The sequence below is a fragment of the Actinacidiphila glaucinigra genome, assembly GCF_035918135.1.
Classification (GTDB): Bacteria; Actinomycetota; Actinomycetes; order Streptomycetales; family Streptomycetaceae; genus Actinacidiphila; species Actinacidiphila glaucinigra.
Genome location: NZ_CP109144.1, coordinates 1,485,986 through 1,504,536, shown reverse-complemented (window position 1 = coordinate 1,504,536; position 18,551 = coordinate 1,485,986). Strand labels below are relative to the sequence as shown.

16 protein-coding genes are annotated in these 18,551 nt (G+C 72.6%); 6 read left to right on the top strand and 10 right to left on the bottom strand.

Features of this window, described 5'->3' with window-relative positions; all coding sequences use genetic code 11:
- Positions 1-3: 3 nt before the first annotated feature.
- Both OIE69_RS06595 and OIE69_RS06590 read right to left on the bottom strand, forming a co-directional pair.
- Positions 4-1,398 (bottom strand): ABC transporter substrate-binding protein, encoded by a 1,395-nt coding sequence (locus tag OIE69_RS06595; RefSeq protein WP_326570999.1) that lies wholly within the window; start codon positions 1,396-1,398, stop codon positions 4-6.
- Positions 1,399-1,513: 115 nt separating this feature from the next.
- Positions 1,514-2,275, bottom strand: coding sequence for a DeoR/GlpR family DNA-binding transcription regulator (locus tag OIE69_RS06590; protein WP_089223238.1), 762 nt, complete (start codon positions 2,273-2,275; stop codon positions 1,514-1,516).
- A gap of 267 nt (positions 2,276-2,542) precedes the next feature.
- Here OIE69_RS06590 and OIE69_RS06585 point away from each other — a divergent pair, with 267 nt between their 5' ends.
- Positions 2,543-3,451, top strand: coding sequence for a phytoene/squalene synthase family protein (locus OIE69_RS06585; RefSeq protein WP_326570998.1), 909 nt, complete (start codon positions 2,543-2,545; stop codon positions 3,449-3,451).
- A 305-nt stretch (positions 3,452-3,756) separates the two neighbouring features.
- Positions 3,757-4,659, top strand: a complete 903-nt coding sequence (locus OIE69_RS06580; protein ID WP_326570997.1) for an MHYT domain-containing protein — start codon at positions 3,757-3,759, stop codon at positions 4,657-4,659.
- A 46-nt stretch (positions 4,660-4,705) separates the two neighbouring features.
- Here OIE69_RS06580 and OIE69_RS06575 read toward each other — a convergent pair whose 3' ends face one another.
- Genes OIE69_RS06575 through OIE69_RS06550 form a run of 6 tightly spaced genes read right to left on the bottom strand, consistent with a single transcriptional unit; the run spans position 4,706 to position 11,611 of the window.
- A complete protein-coding gene (locus tag OIE69_RS06575) occupies positions 4,706-6,007 on the bottom strand; it encodes a vWA domain-containing protein (protein WP_326570996.1) in 1,302 nt (433 codons plus the stop codon).
- Positions 5,997-6,899, bottom strand: coding sequence for an AAA family ATPase (locus OIE69_RS06570; RefSeq protein ID WP_326570995.1), 903 nt, complete (start codon positions 6,897-6,899; stop codon positions 5,997-5,999). Before OIE69_RS06570 ends, OIE69_RS06575 begins: the two co-directional genes overlap by 11 nt.
- Positions 6,896-7,852, bottom strand: coding sequence for an XdhC family protein (locus OIE69_RS06565; protein ID WP_326570994.1), 957 nt, complete (start codon positions 7,850-7,852; stop codon positions 6,896-6,898). The genes OIE69_RS06570 and OIE69_RS06565 overlap by 4 nt, the downstream gene beginning before the upstream one ends.
- Positions 7,849-10,227, bottom strand: coding sequence for an aerobic carbon-monoxide dehydrogenase large subunit (locus tag OIE69_RS06560; RefSeq protein ID WP_326570993.1), 2,379 nt, complete (start codon positions 10,225-10,227; stop codon positions 7,849-7,851). Before OIE69_RS06560 ends, OIE69_RS06565 begins: the two co-directional genes overlap by 4 nt.
- Positions 10,224-10,724: a (2Fe-2S)-binding protein gene (locus tag OIE69_RS06555; RefSeq protein ID WP_392567468.1), complete on the bottom strand. Its 501-nt coding sequence runs from the start codon at positions 10,722-10,724 to the stop codon at positions 10,224-10,226. Before OIE69_RS06555 ends, OIE69_RS06560 begins: the two co-directional genes overlap by 4 nt.
- Positions 10,721-11,611, bottom strand: a complete 891-nt coding sequence (locus tag OIE69_RS06550; protein ID WP_326570992.1) for an FAD binding domain-containing protein — start codon at positions 11,609-11,611, stop codon at positions 10,721-10,723. Before OIE69_RS06550 ends, OIE69_RS06555 begins: the two co-directional genes overlap by 4 nt.
- Before the next feature lie 159 nt (positions 11,612-11,770).
- On the opposite strand from OIE69_RS06550, the gene OIE69_RS06545 reads away from it, so the two are divergent.
- The 3 genes from OIE69_RS06545 (at position 11,771) to OIE69_RS06535 (ending at position 14,858) form a co-directional block, all read left to right on the top strand.
- The gene (locus OIE69_RS06545; RefSeq protein ID WP_326570991.1) at positions 11,771-12,730 is read left to right on the top strand and encodes a LysR family transcriptional regulator; all 960 of its coding nucleotides are present in this window, start codon (positions 11,771-11,773) and stop codon (positions 12,728-12,730) included.
- A 190-nt stretch (positions 12,731-12,920) separates the two neighbouring features.
- Complete coding sequence (locus tag OIE69_RS06540; protein WP_326570990.1) at positions 12,921-13,736, top strand: SRPBCC family protein; 816 nt, start codon at positions 12,921-12,923, stop codon at positions 13,734-13,736.
- A gap of 9 nt (positions 13,737-13,745) precedes the next feature.
- The gene (locus tag OIE69_RS06535) at positions 13,746-14,858 is read left to right on the top strand and encodes an XdhC family protein (RefSeq protein ID WP_326570989.1); all 1,113 of its coding nucleotides are present in this window, start codon (positions 13,746-13,748) and stop codon (positions 14,856-14,858) included.
- 123 nt (positions 14,859-14,981) lie between these two features.
- Here the strand turns inward: OIE69_RS06535 and OIE69_RS06530 are convergent, their stop codons facing one another.
- The gene (locus OIE69_RS06530) at positions 14,982-15,548 is read right to left on the bottom strand and encodes a cysteine hydrolase family protein (RefSeq protein ID WP_326570988.1); all 567 of its coding nucleotides are present in this window, start codon (positions 15,546-15,548) and stop codon (positions 14,982-14,984) included.
- 255 nt (positions 15,549-15,803) lie between these two features.
- Here OIE69_RS06530 and OIE69_RS06525 point away from each other — a divergent pair, with 255 nt between their 5' ends.
- On the top strand, positions 15,804-16,787 hold the full coding sequence (locus OIE69_RS06525) for a hypothetical protein (protein WP_326570987.1): 984 nt from the start codon (positions 15,804-15,806) through the stop codon (positions 16,785-16,787).
- Between the two features lie 110 nt (positions 16,788-16,897).
- Here the strand turns inward: OIE69_RS06525 and OIE69_RS06520 are convergent, their stop codons facing one another.
- The gene (locus OIE69_RS06520) at positions 16,898-18,331 is read right to left on the bottom strand and encodes a CHAT domain-containing protein (protein WP_326570986.1); all 1,434 of its coding nucleotides are present in this window, start codon (positions 18,329-18,331) and stop codon (positions 16,898-16,900) included.
- Positions 18,332-18,551: the final 220 nt, after the last annotated feature.

Genomic DNA, 18,551 nt, shown 5'->3' with positions numbered 1-18,551 from the left:
GAATCATCCGTTCCGGTACTGGGCGGCGACCTTCTCCGCGAGCTGCTGTGACTTGTCCAGCGCGGCGTCCACCGAGGTGCGCCCGGCGATGGCGGAGGCGATCTCCTGCGAGACCTTGGTGCCGAGGTCGGGGAACTCGGGGATGTCGACGAACTGGATGCCGAGCGTCGGCCGCGGCTGGACACCGGGGTCGCGCGGGTCGGCCCCGGCGATGGCCTCCTCGGTGGCCTTGGCGAAGGGGCCCGCCACCTTCAGGTAGTCCGCGTTCTCGTAGGTGGAGGTGCGCTTGCCCGCGGGGACGCGGGCCCAGCCGAGTTTCTCGCCGACGAGTTCCTCGTACCCCTTGCCGGACGCCCAGGCCACGAACTTCGCCGCGTCGTCCTGACGCTTGCTCGCCTTCTGGATGCCCCAGGCCCAGGTGTACAGCCAGCCGGAGCTGTCCGTCTTCACCACGGGCGCCGGGGCGTAGCCGACCTTGCCGGCGACGGGGGAGTCGGCGCTGTCGAGGATCCCGGCCGCCGAGGTGGCGTCGTACCACATGGCCGTCTTGCCCTGCTGGAAGGCGCCCAGGCACTCGGCGAAGCCGGCCTGCGGCGCGCCCGCCTCGCCGTGCTCGCGGACCAGGTCGACGTAGAACCTCGTCGCCTGCTTGAAGGCGGGGGCGTTCACCTGGGCCTGCCAGTCCTTCGTGAACCAGGTGCCGCCGAAGGTGTTGACGACGGTGGTCAGCGGCGCCATCACCTCGCCCCAGCCGGGCAGTCCGCGCAGGCAGATGCCCTTCATGCCGGACTCGGCGCCGTCCGCCTTCGCCGCGAGGGCGGCGACCTGCTGCCAGGTGGGGCGCTCGGGCATGGTGAGGCCGTTCGCCTCGAAGACGTCCTTGCGGTACATCAGGAACGACGACTCGCCGTAGAACGGTTCGGCGTACAGCCTGCCGTCGGCGCCGGTCAGGCTCTCCCTCATCGACGGGAGGATGTCCGCCTGGTCGAAGTCGGGATCCTCGGCGACCGTGTCGTCCATCGGGGCCAGCCAGCCGTTCTTGCCGTAGATGGGCGCCTCGTAGTTGCTGATGGAGGCGACGTCGTAGGTACCGGCCTGGCTGGAGAACTCCTGGCTGATCTTGTCGCGGACGTCGTTCTCCGGCAGCACGGTGAAGTTGACCTTGATGCCGGTGTCCTTGGTGAAGTCCGACGCGGTCAGCTTCTGGAGGTCCAGCATCTGCGGGTTGTTGACCATCAGGACGTTCACGGAGGCGCCGCCGCCCCCGTCGTCCCCTCCGCTGCCGCCCGCGCCGGCGCAGCCGGTGGCGAGCAGGGCCGTGCAGGCCCCGAGTGCGGTCAGCCGGACGGGGGAGCGGCGCCGTGGCGCCCTTCCGCGGTCGGTGTCGGTGCTGGGCATGGGGAGGCCTTCCTGTGAGGGGGATCCCGGCGGCGCGCACGGGGCTCGGGGTGCTTCGAGGCGTGCCGGGGCGACCTGCGGCGGCTCGCGCGCAGGGTGAGGCGGGTGCGGTGGCTCAGACGCGGATGACGTTGGGGCCGAGCAGCGAGTAGCGGTGGGCCTCGGGGGCCGGCAGGCCCGTGTCGGTGACGATCGTCTCGAAGTCGCCGATCTCCGCGAACCGGCAGAAGCTCGAGGCGCCGAACTTGGTGTGGATGCCCACCAGGACGCGGCGGCGAGCGGAGCGCACCGCCTGCGCCTTGACGTCCGCGACGACCGGATCGGGGGTGGTCAGGCCGAAGTCGCGGGATATGCCGTTGGCCCCCATGATCGCCAGGTCGATGACGAAGGAGGACAGCATCTGGGTGGCCCAGGAGCCGACGGTGGCCAGGGTGCGGCCCCGTACCCGCCCCCCGAGCAGCAGCACGGTGGTCTCGGGCGACTGGGCGACCGCCGCCGCGGTCGGCAGCGAGGCGGTCACCACGGTCAGCGGACGGTCGGTGGGGAGCAGCGCCGCCAGCAACTGCTGGGTGTAGCCCTCGTCGACGAAGACGGTCTCCGCCTCTCCGAGCAGCTTCACTCCCGCCGCGGCGATCCGGCGCTTGCCCTCCACCTGGTGGGTCTCGCGGCGGGCCAGGTCCGTCTCGAAGCCGGCGCTCTCCACGGGGTAGGCCCCGCCGTGGGTACGGCGGACGAGTCCGCGCCGCTCCAGCTCACTGAGGTCACGGCGGATCGTCTCCGGTGCCACCTTGAACTCCGCGGCCAACGCGGTGACCTCCACCCGCCCGGACTGCCGGACCAGGGCCAGGATCCTGTGCTGCCGTTCGTCGCCGCGCATGGCCGCACCTCCCTCGTCCCGGTTCCGTCATGGCCGTTCGGGCATCGGCCGCCCGTTTCCGCCCGTCCGAGATTTATACCGCTGGGGACAGCGGGGCGGTCAGCCCGTACAAGGGAAGAGTCCGCCCGTTTCTGCCCGTTTCCGAGAGGGTGGTGGCGCAGGTCAGCGATGGTCCGCTGGGATCACGCCAGTGAGTTTGCGGGTTTTTCTGCGTTTGGGTGATCATCGGTGACGTCCGGCCGGCGGATCGAGGGGAGCTGCGGAACGATGACCAGCTGGCGCAAGACGCTCGACCGGGCCGGCATCACCGACCCCGCACTCCGCGAGGCGTACTCCGCGCAACGCCGCCTGGTGGCGGGCTTCGACCGGGCCTCGTACGCCGCCGTGCGGCTGCTGCTGCCGGCGCCGGTCGTCCCCGACGCCCTGGCGGCCACCGCCTTCATGCACCACGGCGACAATCTCCTGGACCGGGGCCCGGACGGCCGCCGCGCCTTCGCCGAGTGGGAGGGCCAGATCGAGGCGGCCCTCGCCGGCGCCCCGGCGGACCCCCTGACGCGTGCCCTCGCACACACCGTCACCCGGCGGCCGGTGCTGCGCGCCATCGTCGCGGACTACCTGGTTGCCGCCCCCGCCGACGCGGAGTGGCGCGGCTTCGCCACCGAGGCCGACTTCCAGGCCTACGTCGACGCGTACTCGCTGCCCGCCTTCCTCCTCGTCGCGGGGCTGCTCGCGCCACCGGCCGGCTTCGACGCCTACCGCGCCGCCTGCCGCACCTTCATCGAGGCCGCCCAGCGCCTGGACTTCCTGGAGGACATGGCCGAGGACCTCGCGGACGGGCGGCTGGGCGTCACCGAGGACGCCCTCGCCCGCCACGGCCTGAGCCGGGCGGCCCTGGAGCAGGACCCCGACCCGGCGTCGGTGGCCGCCCTCGTCCGCGACCAGGCCGGGCTGGTCCGGGCGGGCCTCGCCGGCGCGCGGGTACTGGCGGACCTCGTACCGGAGCCCAACCGGCCCATGGTCCGTGCCCTCGTCACGCTCCAGGGGCACCGGTTGCGCAGCGCGGAGCGCGCCGGCGCGGCGCTGGCCCGGCGGTCCGCCCCGCGTCCGCTCGGTCCCGCCCTGCTCACCCTGCTCCGCGCGTACGCGGGCACCTTCCGCCGCCGCGCCCGGTCCTGAACGGTCCGCTCCCCGTGAAGCGGACCAACGGCCGTATTCCAGATGGGAGTTCGCGGGAATTTCCGGTCGGCGGGAATTATCCGCGCGGGAACGCGACGTTTCCGTTTTCGTGGTTGTGCGACGCCGCGGAATCCTTAATATAAGGCTCAAGCATCGGCCGTCGGGGTGGGGTCCGGCAGGCAATCACTGCGGGGTCGTCCGGTGACTTATTCGTCCGCGGCGCGCCGGCGAGGACAGCAGGCAAAGGTGCCGGCCCGATCCGCGCCCATCGTGCTCGCAGTCTGTGCCAGGTGGGGAGTTCATCCGTGGGGCACCAGCAGCATCTGTATTCGCACGCCTTCTATCCCCTGCTCGCCTACGTGATGGCGGCGGTGGGCTCGGGCCTCGGGCTCGCCTGTGCGGCCCGCTTCCACGCGCGGGGCCTCGCCAAGGGGTGGCCGTGGCTGGCCGCCGGGGCACTGACCCTCGGGTCGGGCATCTGGGGCATGCACTTCATCGCCATGCTCGGCTTCTCGGTCGACCGTGTGCAGCTCCGCTACGACGTGCCGCTGACCGTGCTCAGCCTGCTCGTGGCGGTCGTCATCGCAGGCGCCGGCATGCTGGTGGCCGGCCTGCGGCGCACCTGGGGCGGGCTGCTCGTCGGCGGTGTCGGCGCGGGGATCGGCGTCGCCGCCATGCACTACCTGGGCATGGCCGCCCTGCGTTTCCCGGGCACCTTCGACTACACGACCTCGCTCGTGGTGCTCTCCCTGGTCATCGCGGTGGTGGCCGCCACCGCGGCGCTGTGGTTCACCCTGCGCGTGACGGGGGCCCGCGCGACGGTGGGCGCCTCGCTGGTGATGGCGATCGCCATCAGCGGGATGCACTACACGGGGATGTCGGCCGTCACCGTGCGAAGCGTGTCGGGGCACGCGAGCGAGGAGGGCGTCACCGGACTCACCCTCGTCGCGCCGCTCATCATCGGCCTGGGCATCGAGGTGCTGCTGGTCCTCTTCGCCGTCCTGGTGAATCCCGTCGTCGCCGAGGGGAACGGAACGGCACCGCGGGAGGAATCCACGACCCTCCCGTACGACAACCGCCCCGCCCGCGAGGCCGCGCCGCACACGGCGCCGACGAGCTATCACGTACCCGCCCCCGCCTCGCGCTTCGAGGCATTCGGAGGCGATCAGGCCGACCCGTACCGCGAGTCCCGCGAATACCGGGGCTGAAATCCCGGGAAACGAAGGCGAGGAGAGGGGCCGGGCCGCCGGGAACTCAATTCCCTTCAGCCCCGCCCCCTTCCGCTTCCCTTTTCCCTCTTCTTCGGATTCCTCTTCCGTCCCCGCCTTTGCCGATCGCCTCGGCCACTTCCGCGAGCGCGGCGAAGGTGTGGCCGCTGACGAACTCGTCGCAATGGGGGAGTGCCGCCGCCATGCCGCCCGCGAGCGGCAGGTAACCCGGCGCCGCCTTGCGCGGGTTGACCCACACCACGCGGTGGGCCAGCCGGCGCAGCCGGGCCGCCTCGCGTCCCACGGCCCGCGGGTCCTCGCCCTCCCACCCGTCGGAGAAGATCACCACGACGGCGCCGCGCGCCATGCCCCGGCGCCCGAAGCGGTCGTTGAACTCCGCCAGCGCGTGACCGATCCGGGTGCCGCCCGACCAGTCCGACGCGGCGGCCCCCACCCGGCGCAGCGCCGCGTCCACCCCGTACCGCCCCGAGTGGCGCAGCACCGGGGTGAGGCGGGTCAGGCGCGTGGCGAAGACGAAGACCTCCGCGGACACACCCACCGCCGCCGCGCGGGGGAAGAGCCTGAGGTAGGCGCGGGCGTACGGCTCCATCGAGCCGGAGACGTCGCAGAGCAGCACCAGCGGGCGGCGCCGTGACCGGTGGCGCGACCGGGCCAGACGCACGGGCTCCAGGCCCGTCGTGCGGATCGCGCGCAGCGTGCGCCGAGGGTCCACGCGGGGGCCGTGCGGGTCGGCGTCGCGGCGCCGGGTCCTGCGCAGCGGGGTGCGCAACGCGATCAGCTCCATGAGCCGGTCCAGGGCGGCCAGTTCCGCCGCCTCCAGAGCGGCGAAGTCCTGGTGGGCGACGACCTCCGCGGTGCTGCCCAGCGTCGGCACCGTCCCCGCGGGGCCGTCCGCCCCCTCTCCGGCGCGGGGCGCGGCCGCCGCACGCACCGGACCCGCACCGGCCGGGGCCCGGCCCGGTGCCGTGCGGGCGCCGGGGGCAGGGGCCCGCACCTGCTCCTCCTCGGCGCCCGGCGGTGCGACGGTACGTTCGCCGCGCTCCGCGGGAACGCCCCCGAGACCGCCGAAGACGACCTCGAAGACCCGCTCGAAGGGCGCGATCAGTTCCCGGTCGGTGACGAAGGCCAGCCGCGCGGTCCAGTACAGGGCCTCGCGGTCCACCGGGGGCGCCAGCCGCAGCGACCGCAGGAAGCACACCGTCCGCTCGGGGGTGACCGGCAGACCGGAGCGGCGCAGCGCCTCGCCGAGCCGGCCGCCGAACTCGGCCGTGTCGAACAGGGGGAGAGGCGGGGGCGGAGGCGGCGCGGGCGCCCGCTCAGGTGTCACGGCCGCTGCCCACCAGCCACTCCAGGCCGCGTTCCCGCGCCAGTTCCTGGTCCTCCCGGTACTTCAGCAGTGCGCCCAGGGTCGCCCCGGCGGCCTCCGCGTCCAGCCGCCGTACGCCGAGCAGGGCGAGCGCCGCGAGCCAGTCGATGCTCTCGGCGATCCCCGGGGCCTTCTGGATCTCCAGGGTGCGCAGCCGCCGCACCGCCGCCGAGATCGCCTCCGCGAGTTCCGCCGAGGTCCCGGGCACCCGGCGGCGGACGATCCGCACCAGGCGCTCGGGGTCCGGGTAGTCGATCCAGTGGTAGAGGCAGCGCCGCTTCAGGGCGTCGTGCAGATCACGGGTCCGGTTCGAGGTGAGCACCACGACCGGCGGCACCACGGCACGGATGGTGCCGACCTCCGGGATCGTCACCGCCGACTCGGCCAGCACCTCCAGCAGGAACGCCTCGAAGTCGTCGTCCGCCCGGTCGATCTCGTCGATGAGCAGCACCGCGGGCTCCGGGCCGGGGTGGGTGAGCGCGGTCAGCACGGGGCGCCGCAGCAGGTACTCCTCCGTGAACAGGTCCGCCTCGGCGAGACGTTCGCCGCGCGACTCGGCGAGCCGGATGCCCAGCAGCTGACGCGCGTGGTTCCACTCGTACAGCGCCTCCGCCGCGTCGAGGCCGTCGTAGCACTGCAGCCGTACCAGCGGGCCGCCCAGCACGTCGGCCAGCGCCTTCGCCGCCTCCGTCTTGCCGACCCCGGCCTCGCCCTCCAGCAGCAGCGGCTGCGGCAGCCGCAGCGCCAGGAACAGCGCGGTGACCAGCCCGGGGTCCGCGAGGTAGCCGCGCTCGTCGAGCGCCCGGCGCAGACCGGCGATGTCCGGGACGCGCTCCTGCGTGAACGTGCTCACCGCACCTCCGCGTAACGGCCGGGGTCGGCCTCGAACGCCGTACGGCAGCCCTCGCAGCAGAACCAGCGGCGCGCGCCGCCGGCGTCGGAGTACGGGGTGTCCGGTACGGCGGCCACCGTCATCCCGCACACCGGGTCCGCCGCGGTGGACGGGGCCGGCTCCTTCGCCGGGGCCGGTCCGCCCGCCGGGGCCGGGGTCCGCGCCCCGTCCCGGACCCGCACCGAGGCGACCACCTCGGCGAGGATGGACAGCGCGATCTCGCCCGGCGTGCGGGCGCCGATCCACAGGCCCGCGGGCGTGCGGACCGCGTCCCGCTGCTCCCGCGTCAGGTCCAGCCCGCCGACCACCGCCGCCCCGCGCCGCGGACTGGCCACCAGCCCGACGTACGGCACACCCGCGCGCACCGCCGCCGTGATCACGGCCTCCTCGTCCCGCCCGTGCGAGGCTACGACGACCGCGTGGACCCCGGACAGCGACTCCTCGGCGAACCCGCCGGCGGGCGGCCGGGCGACCTCGTAGCCGAGGGCGGGGCCGAAGCCCGTCAGCGCCCGGGCGATGGGCGTCTCACCCAGCACCAGGACCCGCGGGACGGGGCGCCGGGGCTCGAGGAAGATCTCCAGCTCCCCGCCCGACAGGCACGGGTTGCGCAGGCTCAGCGCCCCCTCGACCGCCTCCGTCTCCCCGGCGGCGCCCTCCTCTGCCGCCTCCGGGGAGATCCGCAGCAGCAGCGCCTCTCCGCTCGCCAGCGTCCGCAGCGCCTGCGCGCGGACCGTGGCCTCCGCGCAGACGCCGCCGACGAACCCCTCGATCCGCCCGTCCTCCAGCACCACCGCCGTGTCGCCGGGGCGCGCGCTCGCCGGCCGGCGAGCGCGCACCACGGTCGCGCGGACGAACGGGACGTGCCGCGCGGTGAGTTCGGCGAACCGCGCGTCCGGCACCGGGGCCTGGCTCATTGCGGCGCCTCGACCTGGCCGTGCCGCATCGCCTGCCACACCCGGCCGGGCGTGAGTGGCATGTCGGCGTGGCGCACGCCGATCGCGTCCAGCACCGCGTTGACCACCGCCGGGGGCGAGCCGACGGTCGCGGACTCGCCGATGCCCTTGGCGCCGATCGGGTGGTGCGGCGACGGCGTGACGGTGTGCCCCAGCTCCCAGGCCGGCACCTCCAGCGCGGTCGGCAGCAGGTAGTCCATGAAGGAGCCGGACAGGCAGTTGCCGTCCTCGTCGAAGCCGATGAACTCCATCAGGGCCATGCCCACCCCGTCCGCGAGGCCGCCGTGCACCTGCCCCTCGATGATCATGGGGTTGATGCGCGTCCCGCAGTCGTCCACCGCGATGAAGCGCCGCACCTTCACCGCGCCCGTGCCCGGGTCGACGTCGACCACGCAGATGTACGCCCCGAACGGATAGGTCAGATTGGGCGGGTTGTAGACCGTGGTGGCCTCCAGATGGCCCTCCACGCCCTCCGGCAGCTCCAGCGCGCCGTGCGCGGCCAGCGCGATCTCCTGGATCGTCCGGGTCATCGCCGGGTCGCCCTTGACCGACCACCGGCCCTTGGTCCACTCCAGGTCGTCCGGGGACACCTCCAGCATCGCCCCCGCGATGATCCGCGCCTTGTCCCGCACCTTGCGGGCCACCAGCGCGGCGGCCGCCCCCGACACCGGCGTCGACCGGGAGCCGTAGGTGCCGAGACCGAACGGCGTCTGGTCGGTGTCGCCGTGCACCACGTCGATGTCCTCGGGCGGGATGCCCAGTTCCTCGGCGACGATCTGCGCGAACGTCGTCTCGTGGCCCTGCCCCTGGGTCTGCACGCTGAGCCGCACCACGGCCTTGCCGGTCGGGTGGACGCGCAGCTCGCAGCCGTCGGCCATGCCCAGGCCCAGGATGTCCATGTGCTTGCGCGGGCCCGCGCCGACCGTCTCGGTGAAGAACGACAGCCCGATGCCCATGAGCTCACCGCGCTCGCGCTTCTCCGCCTGCTCGCGGCGCAGTTCCTCGTAGCCGGCGAGGTCCATGGCCTTGCGCAGGCAGGCCGGGTAGTCGCCGGAGTCGTACTCCCAGCCCGTCTTGTTCTGGTAGGGGAACTGCTCGGGCTGCAGCAGGTTGCGCATCCGCAGCTCCGCCGGGTCGGCGCCGAGTTCGGCCGCGAGGCAGTCCACCATGCGCTCGATCAGGTAGACGGCCTCGGTGACACGGAAGGAGCAGGCGTAGGCGACGCCGCCCGGCGCCTTGTTGGTGTAGACGCCGGTGACCTCGCAGTGCGCGGCCTCGATGTCGTACGAGCCGGTGAAGATGTGGAAGAAGCCCGCCGGGTACTTCGTCGGCTGCGCCGTGGAGTTGAAGGCGCCGTGGTCGGCGAGGACCTTGACGCGCACACCGAGGATGCGGCCTTCCGCGGTCGCCGCGATCTGCCCGGTCATGTGGTAGTCGCGGGCGAAGGAGGTGCTCATGAGGTTCTCCGAGCGGTCCTCCACCCACTTGACCGGCTTCCCCGTGACGATCGAGCCCACGACCGCGCACACGTACCCGGGGTAGATGCCGACCTTGTTGCCGAAGCCGCCGCCGATGTCCGGGGAGATGACCCGGATCTTGTGCTCGGGCAGCCCCGCGACCATCGCGTAGAGCGTGCGGTGCGCGTGCGGCGCCTGGGTGGTCGTCCAGAGCGTCAGCTTGCCGTCGACGGGGTCCATGGAGGCCACCGCGCCGCAGGTCTCCAGCGGCGCGGGGTGCACGCGCGGGTAGAGCATCGTCTGCTCGACGACGACGTCGGCGCGGGAGAACACCTCGTCCGTGGCGGCCCGGTCGCCGGCCTCCCAGTCGAAGATGTGGTTGTCGGTACGCCCCTCCAGGTCGTCGCGGATGACCGGCACGGCGGGGTCGAGGGCGCGGCGGGCGTCGATGACGGGGTCGAGCGGCTCGTATTCCACGTCGATCAGTTCGATCGCGTCACGGGTCGCGTAGTGGTCCTCGGCGACGACGAAGGCCACCTCCTGGCCCTGGAAGCGCACCTTGTCGGTGGCGAGCACCGCCTGGGTGTCCATCGACAGCGTCGGCATCCACGCCAGGCCGAGCCCGGCCAGCGTCTCCCCGGTGATGACGGCCTTCACCTTGGGGTGCGCCTCGGCGGCGGACGTGTCGATGGACACGATCCGGGCGTGCGCGAAGGGGCTGCGCAGGACCGCGCCGTGCAGCATGCCCGGCAGCTTGACGTCGTCCACGTAACGGCCCTTGCCGCGGACGAAGCGCGGGTCCTCCTTGCGCTTCATCCGGCCGAAGCCGATCGGCCGCTCCTCGGCGGCGGGGCCGGCGGGTTCCTCGACGGTGGTCATGCCTGGCTCCCCGCTTCCTCACGGCCGACGGACTCGTGGGCGGCGGCCCACCGGATCGCCTTGACGATGTTGAGGTAGCCCGTGCACCGGCACAGCTGCCCCGAGATGGCCTCGCGGACCTCGTCCTCGGACGGGTCGGGGTTGCGGTCCAGCAGCGCCCGGCCGCTGAGCATCATCCCCGGGGTGCAGAAGCCGCACTGCAGCCCGTGCTCCTCGATGAAGCCCTGCTGCACCGGGTCGAGCCGGTCGCCGTCCGCCAGCCCCTCGACAGTGCGGATCTCGTGGCCCTCGGCCATGGCGGCCAGCACCGTGCAGCTCTTGACCGGCTCGCCGTCCATCAGCACCACGCAGGTGCCGCAGTTGCTCGTGTCGCAGCCCCAGTGCGTCCCGGTCAGCTCCAGGTCGTCGCGGAGGAACCGGACCAGCAGATGGCGGGCCTCCACCTCACGGGTGTGGTCCTCGCCGTTGACGTTCACCGTGATCCGCACGTCCGTCATCCCTCCTTCACGGCCGCGGCCGGGGCGGCGGCCCGGGCGACAGCGCGCCGCAGGGCCCTCTTGGTCAGTTCTCCGGCCAGATGCCGCTTGTAGTCGGCCGGCCCGCGGCTGTCGGTGACGGGAGAACAGCTCGCCGACGCCACCCGCCCCGCCTCCTCGAAGAGTTCCGGCGACGGCTCACGGCCCTCCAGCAGCTCCTGCACCGCCTCCGCGTGCAGCCCGCCGGCGCCGACCGCCGCCAGACCCACGCCGACGTGCGTCATGCGCCCGTCCTCCAGGCAGAGCGCCACCCCGGCCGCCGCCACCGCCCAGTCACCGGCCTTGCGTTCCAGCTTCTCGTAGGCGCTGCCGGAGCCCGGCCGGACCGGGAAGCGCACCTCGGTGAGCATCTCGCCGGCGCCGACCGCCGTCTCGTACGGGCCGCGGTGGAAGTCGGCCATGGCGACGCGGCGTTCGCCGTCCGCGCCGCGGATCACGGCCACCGCGTGCAGCGCCGCGCACACCGCCGACAGGTCCTCGGACGGATCGGCCTGGCACAGCGAGCCGCCGATGGTGCCCCGGTTGCGGACCGGCGGGTCGGCGATCACCCGCTCGGCGTCGTGGATGATCGGGAAGTGCCGTCCGACCAGCGGCGACTCCAGCAGGGTGCGGTGCCGGGTGAGGGCCCCGACCCGCAGCTCGCCGCCGGTCTCGTCGATGTGGTCGAGTTCGGTGAGGTCGTTGATGTCGACGAGCACCTCCGGCCCGGCCAGACGCAGCTTCATCATGGGGAGCAGGCTGTGCCCTCCCGCGAGGACCCTGGCCTCCTCGCCGAAGCGCCCCAGCAGTTCCAGGGCCTCCTCCACGCTCTGCGCCCGCTGGTACTCGAACGAAGCGGGTACCTGCACGGCACCCTCCTTCCCTGCCCGGACGGTGGACGATATGGGTCGTTGCGGGGTGCATGTGGGGGGAACACTCGCGCCGTGGAGGGGACCGGTCAACGGCAACTGAAGAGAATGGTTAATACGGACTGCGACAGTTGACGCTCGAACAGATGTAATGTCCTCATGACGCTCACGCAGTTGAGGGCCTTCGTCGCCGTGGCCCGACTGGGATCGGTCAAGGCCGCCGCCGTGTCGCTGGGCGTCACCGAGCCCGCGGTGTCCGGGGCCGTCGCGGCGCTCCGCCGCGAACTGGGCGACGTCCTCTTCATCCGCGCGGGCGGCGGCATCAGCCTCACCCCGGGCGGACAGCGCCTCGCCGCGGGGGCCGCCGAGATCGTCGGCCTGGCGGAGGAGACCCGACACCGGGTACGGCAGGCCAGCGCCGGCACCGCCCAACTGCGGGTCGCGTCCACCGAGACCGGCGCCGAGCAGGTGCTCCCTGCCCTGCTCGCGGCCTTCGGGCGGCGCCAGCCCGAACTGGACGCCGACACCCTGGCGGTACCCGTCGGCGTGTTCGGCGAACTGCTCAGGGACCGCAGGGCCGACGTCACGATCGGGCCCGCGCCCGCCCCGCACCCGGCGATCGAGTCCGTGCCCTTCCTCCGCTTCCAACTGGTCGTCGTCGCGGCGCCCGGTCACCCCTTACGGCAGCAGTCCCGCATCGTCCCCGGCCTGCTCAGCCGCGAACCGTGGCTCTTCGGCCCCGCCGGGATGGACCCCGACACGCTCGCCGGTGCCTTCCTCGCCCGCATCGGCGTCGACCCCGCCAAGGCCACCGCCTTCCCGAGCGTCACCGCCTCGCTCAACGCCGTCGCCGCGGGCGACGGGGTGACGCTGGCCCTGCTGCACGTCGTACGCGAGGAACTGCGGCGCGCCCACCTCGTCGTCCTCGACGTCCTCGGCATGCCGGTCAACGGCATGCTCTACGCGAGCACGCTCGCCCCCGACCGCCGCTCCACGGTCGCCGCCGCGCTCTGCCGGTTCGTGACCACCCCCGCCGCCACCCAGGCCCTGCTGGCCCGCTCCAACGGCGTGCCGCTGACGGAGTTCCGGCCGCCCGTCCACGTCACGCTCTGGAGCTGACCCCGGGGGTCGCCGTCGTGCCCACGGCCGACGTCGAAGCCGGGAGCGGACCTGCCGGACGCGGTCGCGGTATCGGCGGTATTAAGCGAACGCTGAACTGTGCGTTGACGGGCCGCGACGGCAGGCCCAAGGTGTGGGCACCGTCCGGGACCGCCGATGACGTCACGACCGGAAGAGAGGTCTGCCCTCGATGGACTTCACCAACGAGTTCCGAGTGAGCCTGCCGCCGGACCAGGCGTGGGCACTGCTGACGGACGTCGAGCGGATCGCGCCGTGCATGCCGGGTGCCCAGCTCACCGGGCGGGACGGCGACACGTACAACGGCCTCGTGAAGGTGAAGGTCGGCCCCGTGACCGTCCAGTACAAGGGCACCGCCGCCTTCGAGGAGCAGGACGCCGGGAGCCGGACCGCGGTGCTGCGGGCGCGCGGCCGCGACGCCCGGGGCCAGGGCAACGCCGACGCGCGGATCACCGCGCGGCTGGTCCCCGAGGGCGACGCGACGACGGTGACGGTCGAGACCCGCCTGACGATCACCGGCAAGATCGCGCAGTTCGGCAAGGGCATGATCGAGGAGGTCAGCAGGAAGCTGCTGGCCCAGTTCGTGGAGGCCCTGGAGCGGCAACTGGCCGAGGAGCGGGCGCCCGAGCCCGCCGCGGTCGGCGGGGGCGGCGGCAGTGAGCCCCCGGCCGCGGCCCCGGCACCCCCCGCGGAGAGCGCCGGTGCGGAGCGGGCGGGTGCCGCGGAAGACGTCGTGGAGGGGGCCGCGGAAGGGACTTCGCACGGCGGTACGGAAGGCGATGCGGCGGCTTCGGCGTCCATGGTCGAACCGGCGCCCGTGGTCGAGCCGGCGCCCGTGGTCGAGCCGGCGCCCGCCCCGGTGCGGCCCACGCCGGAGCCTGAGCCGATCGACCTCATGGGAGTCGCCAGGGGCGCCGTGCTCAAGCGGGCGATCCCGGCCGCCGTCGCGGTCGTCGTGGTCGTCCTGCTCGTCGTCTGGCTCGTCTGAGGCCCCGCGATGCGTGAACTCGAGGGCCCGATCCGCGCCTGGTACGCGGCGGGACGCACCTTCGGACTCGCCACCGTCGTCGCCGCCTACCGCAGCGCGCCCCGGCCCCCGGGCGCGGTGATGGCCGTGTCCGCCGAGGGCGAGGTCGCCGGGAGCGTGTCCGGCGGGTGCGTCGAAGCCGCCGTGTACGAGGTGGCGCGGGAGGTCGTCCGTACGATGACGCCGCAACTGCACCAGTACGGGATCAGCGACGACGACGCCTTCGCCGTCGGCCTCACCTGCGGCGGCACCATCGACGTCCACGTCGAGCCGGTCTCCCCGGCCACCTTCCCCGAACTGCCGGACGTCCTCGACGACATGGCGGCGGGCCGGGGCGTCGCCGTGGCCACGGTGGTCGCCGGGCCCGGCGCCGGCACCCGCCTGGTGGTGCGCCCCGGGGAACGCTCGGGCGGCCTCGGCTCCGCCGAACTGGACGACGCCGTCGCCGAGGACGCCCGCGCCATGCTGGCCCGCGGCACGAGCGCGCAGCGCCGCTACGGCGACCGGCGGGTCTTCGTCCGTTCCTACGCCCCGCCGCCCCGTCTGCTGGTCTTCGGCGCCACCGACTTCGCCTCGGCCCTCGCCCGCCAGGGCGCGCTCCTCGGCCACCGGGTCACGGTCTGCGATGCGCGCCCGGTGTTCACCACGGCGGCCCGCTTCCCCGACGCCCACGAGGTCGTCGTCGAATGGCCGCACCGCTACCTCGCGGCGGAGTTCGCCGCGGGCCGTGTCGACGCCCGCACGATGGTGGCCGTCCTCACCCACGACCCGAAGTTCGACGTGCCCCTGCTGGAGGTGGCCCTGCGGCTCCCGTTCCTGGGGTTCGTCGGGGCGATGGGCTCCCGGCGCACCCACGAGGACCGTCTCGAGCGGCTGCGGCGCGCGGGCCTCACCGAATCAGAACTCGCCCGCCTCAGCTCGCCGATCGGCCTCGACATCGGCGCCCTGACCCCGCAGGAGACGGCCGTCTCGATCGCCGCCGAGATCATCGCCGGTCGGCGCGGCGGCTCCGGGTCCCCGCTTCGCGGCATGGCGGGGCCGATCCACGCCGTGGCCGTCCACGCGGGACGCGGCGCCGGCTGACGGGCCGTGACCCGCGGGGCGGCAGTGCCCCGCGGATCGGGAGGGTGAGTGTGTCGGCTTCGTCCTCGTCCGCGCGTGCCGACCCGCAGCCCTCGGACCGGCCGATGCCCCGGCCCCGACGGCTCAGCCCGCGTCGGCCGCCGCGAAGGAGACGTCGGCGGTGTCGACGGTGCCGCCGCGGCGCCCGGGGGCGCTCTGGAACCTCCAGTAGAGGTTGGTGTGCGCGATCACCAGCTCCGGGCCGGGCGCCCCGTACGAGCTGAGGTCCTCCGTGGTGTGCGCGTCGCCGACGAGCGTGACGTCGTAGCCGCGGACGAGCCCCCCGTGCAGGGTCGAGCGGATGCAGGCATCGGTCTGGGCGCCCGTCACGACGAGGCGGCCCACGCCGCGGTCGGAGAGCACCGCCTCCAGCTCGGTGTCCTCGAAGGAGTCGCCGTAGAGCTTGTGGATCAGCGGCTCCGCCTCCTCGCGCACGAGCTCCGGCACGTACTGCCAGCTCTCGCTGCCCTTCTGGAGGTCCTCGTCCGAGTGCTGCACCCAGATCACGGGCACGTCCTCGGCGCGCGCCTTGCCGATCAGGGTGTTGATGTTCGCGATGACGTCGTCCCGGTTGGGGGAGCCGGTCACCACCCCGTTCTGGACGTCGATGACGAGCAGCGCGGTGTTCGGACGGTCGGAAAGGGTCGTCATGGGGACTTCCAGTCTCTCGTCGCGGTTCCAGTGTCGTCCCCACCCTAGGCCGGGCCACCGACAATCGGGCTCCAGCGGCCCGGTCCGGGGCTCCCGGGCCTTGTGACCGACGACCGGGGCTATGACTCGCTCCCCCGGGCAGTAACTGCAGTCGGCAGTCGGCAGTCGGCAGTCGGCAGCCGTACTGCCCCGCTCTGCGTGGCGGGAGCAACCCCCGCTCGTCTGTTCTTGATCTCCTGGGGGTACGGTTCGCGCGTGACAACGCTGAACCGGCTTTCTATGGGCTATCTCCCGGCTGTCTCATTCGACGAGGCGTACGGGGATCGAGAGCTCCGAACCGCGGTCGACGTGCTCGTCAAGCGCGGTGACTGGCACCCGTTCCGTGATCTGCTGCTCGCTTCCGGCGATGGCTGGGCTCTCAAGGATCACCGGGTGGGCTACGTCGCCGCACGTGCCGCGGGTAGGCCGGTGCTGCAGGAGTGGGTCGAGGCGGAGCCCGACAGCGCCGATGCGCTGACCGTCCTCTCCCGAGCGGAAACGGTACGGGCCTGGGCTGTTCGCTCCGGCCGGAGGGCACGGTTCGTTCGCAAGAGCGCCTGGCCGAAGTTCTTCGAGATCCTCGGGCGGGCGGACGACATCGCCGCGCAGGCCTGCGAGCGCGCGCCGATGGACCCGACACCCGCCGTGACTGCCGTGACCATAGCTCGCGGATTGCAGGTCTCCCGGCGTGAGTTCAACGCGCGCTGGGCAGCTGTGGTCGCCCGGGATCCTCTGCATCCGAGGGGGCACCACCACGCCCTGCAGTACCTGTGCGCCAAGTGGTCCGGTTCCCACAAGCAGATGTTCCAGTTCGCCCGCGACGCCGCCGAGAAGGCGCCGCCCGGCCATCCGCTCGCCGTGCTGCCGCTTTATGCCAACCTGGAGATGCGACTCGACGACGACGGCGTGGGGCTGGGGTCCGCGCGCTTCGGCATGGATCTGGCCCGGGTTCGGGAACGCTGGATCGAGGTGAACCCCGACCCGTACCCACGCATCGTCGAGGACCGAGCCCTCCTCGCGTTCTACCTGGGCCTCGTGCAACGCCCGGCCGAGGCGGCAGTCCACTTCCGCGCCATGGGTGCCCTTGGATCCACCGTGGGCTGGGAGTACTTCACTCTGGCTCCCAGGCACGCCTTCCGCCGGGACCGGGCAGCCGCCCTGCGCTCGGAGAGCACCGGCCGAGCTGTCCGCAAGAGCTGACCGTCCGACGGCCCCGATCGCGTCGTACCGCCACTGCGCCTTCCGCACCTCTGGTGGTCTCGGAGAACGTCGGCCTATGCGCCGATCCCCGGGCCTTGGGCATTGCCCTGTCATGCGCCGAAGCAGGCGAAGGAGGCCCAGGCCGAAGGGGGTACCCCCTGAGCGTGTGCCTTGCCGATTGCCTGGCCCAGGGCTCTTGTGGTGGACGATGTGACCAGGGCTCGATGTGTCTCCGTCATCAGGGTCACGGTCGCCTGGGTGTCGGGAACCGGCCACAGTGCGCCGATGACGGAACGCGCGCCTACGGCGAGCAGCGCGGCCGGAAAACCCAGCTGCTCGTCCGGGAGATCACCGGTGATACTCCCCAGTTCGCATGCGGACAGTACGACGGTGGCCCCTGGGCGCAGATTGTTCTGCAATACGCTGGCAAGAGGCAGCTTCCCACCCAGGAGCAGCGAGGAAGCCAGTGGGTCGTCGGAGCGCAGTTCGCCGTGGCAGGCGAGATGGACTACTGACGCCTCGGCTATGCGGTCCACGATGTCGGCTGGTGCCAGGCCGATTTCGCTCGTCGCGAGTATTTCTTGGGACGTGCCGCGGGTTGTCCGCAGCAGGTCGGGGAAGTCGGCCGGTACCTTGCGAGGTGGAGGCTCCGGCGCGTCGATGACCTGCTCCCGAAGGATCTCCGGCTCCACGCCGTGCACTGCCGCGATCGCCCGTGCCTCGGGCACGGTCCGGGGGATCGACCGGAGGCCGCCTCCGTCGACCCACGGATCGGCAGCGACAAAGACACCCCGCTCGGCCTGCCGCTGCCATCCCGCGGACAGGAAGAGGGCGCGCCCGGAAGGCACCATGGTCATGTCCAGCACTGAGCAGGCTGGTGCCCCGCCCACAAGGGCCGTGTAGAAGGGGAGAAGGGCGGATTCCGCCAGGGGGGCCAATGCAATCGGGAGTTCCCGCAGTTCGGGCCATTCGGTCAGCAGCGGGTCCCAGAATGCCGAGGTCACCTTGTCGAGGGCGGTGCGTATGAGCTTGGCCAGGCCCTTCTGGCCGAGTTCGCCGCGTTGGGCGGCCACGTAGCCGTCCCGGACCTGCTCGACCAACGTGCGCACGGAGACGAAATCAAGTGCTGGAAGCTCGATGCTCTCGCATATCTCGCGTTCGGAACCGGGGGAGTTGATGCGAAGCGCGGCTGCGCTGCGCGGCGCAGGGGCGATGTAGATGAGGGTTCGCCCGCTGGAGAGGGCTGCTCGCGCGGATGCGAGGGCGTTGGGCGATGTGGCCAGTCTGTGGGTGCCCTCTGCCGTGTTCAGCGTGGCGAGGTCCGTCAGGAACTGTTGTTTCACGGCTTCGTGAAGGGTGAGGCCGATATGGGGGGAGCGTTTCGCCATGGTGCGTGTCGCTCGCATCTCCCGTGCGGCCGTCCTCTGCATGCCGGTCAGTTGCCGTTGGAGCGCGACCAGGCCGCTGTCAGTGATCGTGGCCGTGCTCTCCCGGGCCACCATCCGGTCTCCCAGTGCCAGGGAGGTGATCGCCTCCGCAGTCATGACGCCGGCGAGGGGAACCCCGCATCGGTGCGCCGCGTAAGCCGACGTCGGCGCCATAGGCGTACCGGCGAGGGAGAGACCACTGTCGCCATCACTCGCACGGGGACAGGTGCAGTCGAGCGCCCATGAGCAGACCGTAACAGCGCGGATCGCTCGAGCAAGGAAGTTCCGGCAACCTGCGTTGTCGCTCCGATCATGGCCAGCGCGCAGAGCCATTCTT

Bases quoted from the DNA above. Each gene is read 5' to 3' on its own strand.
- OIE69_RS06530 (WP_326570988.1), bottom strand. From the start codon at position 15,548: ATGACGACCCTTTCCGACCGTCCGAACACCGCGCTGCTCGTCATCGAC.
- OIE69_RS06545 (WP_326570991.1), top strand. From the start codon at position 11,771: ATGACGCTCACGCAGTTGAGGGCCTTCGTCGCCGTGGCCCGACTGGGA.
- OIE69_RS06595 (WP_326570999.1), bottom strand. From the start codon at position 1,398: ATGCCCAGCACCGACACCGACCGCGGAAGGGCGCCACGGCGCCGCTCC.
- OIE69_RS06590 (WP_089223238.1), bottom strand. From the start codon at position 2,275: ATGCGCGGCGACGAACGGCAGCACAGGATCCTGGCCCTGGTCCGGCAG.
- OIE69_RS06535 (WP_326570989.1), top strand. From the start codon at position 13,746: ATGCGTGAACTCGAGGGCCCGATCCGCGCCTGGTACGCGGCGGGACGC.
- OIE69_RS06555 (WP_392567468.1), bottom strand. From the start codon at position 10,724: ATGACGGACGTGCGGATCACGGTGAACGTCAACGGCGAGGACCACACC.
- OIE69_RS06560 (WP_326570993.1), bottom strand. From the start codon at position 10,227: ATGACCACCGTCGAGGAACCCGCCGGCCCCGCCGCCGAGGAGCGGCCG.
- OIE69_RS06585 (WP_326570998.1), top strand. From the start codon at position 2,543: ATGACCAGCTGGCGCAAGACGCTCGACCGGGCCGGCATCACCGACCCC.
- OIE69_RS06565 (WP_326570994.1), bottom strand. From the start codon at position 7,852: ATGAGCCAGGCCCCGGTGCCGGACGCGCGGTTCGCCGAACTCACCGCG.
- OIE69_RS06520 (WP_326570986.1), bottom strand. From the start codon at position 18,331: ATGACTGCGGAGGCGATCACCTCCCTGGCACTGGGAGACCGGATGGTG.
- OIE69_RS06540 (WP_326570990.1), top strand. From the start codon at position 12,921: ATGGACTTCACCAACGAGTTCCGAGTGAGCCTGCCGCCGGACCAGGCG.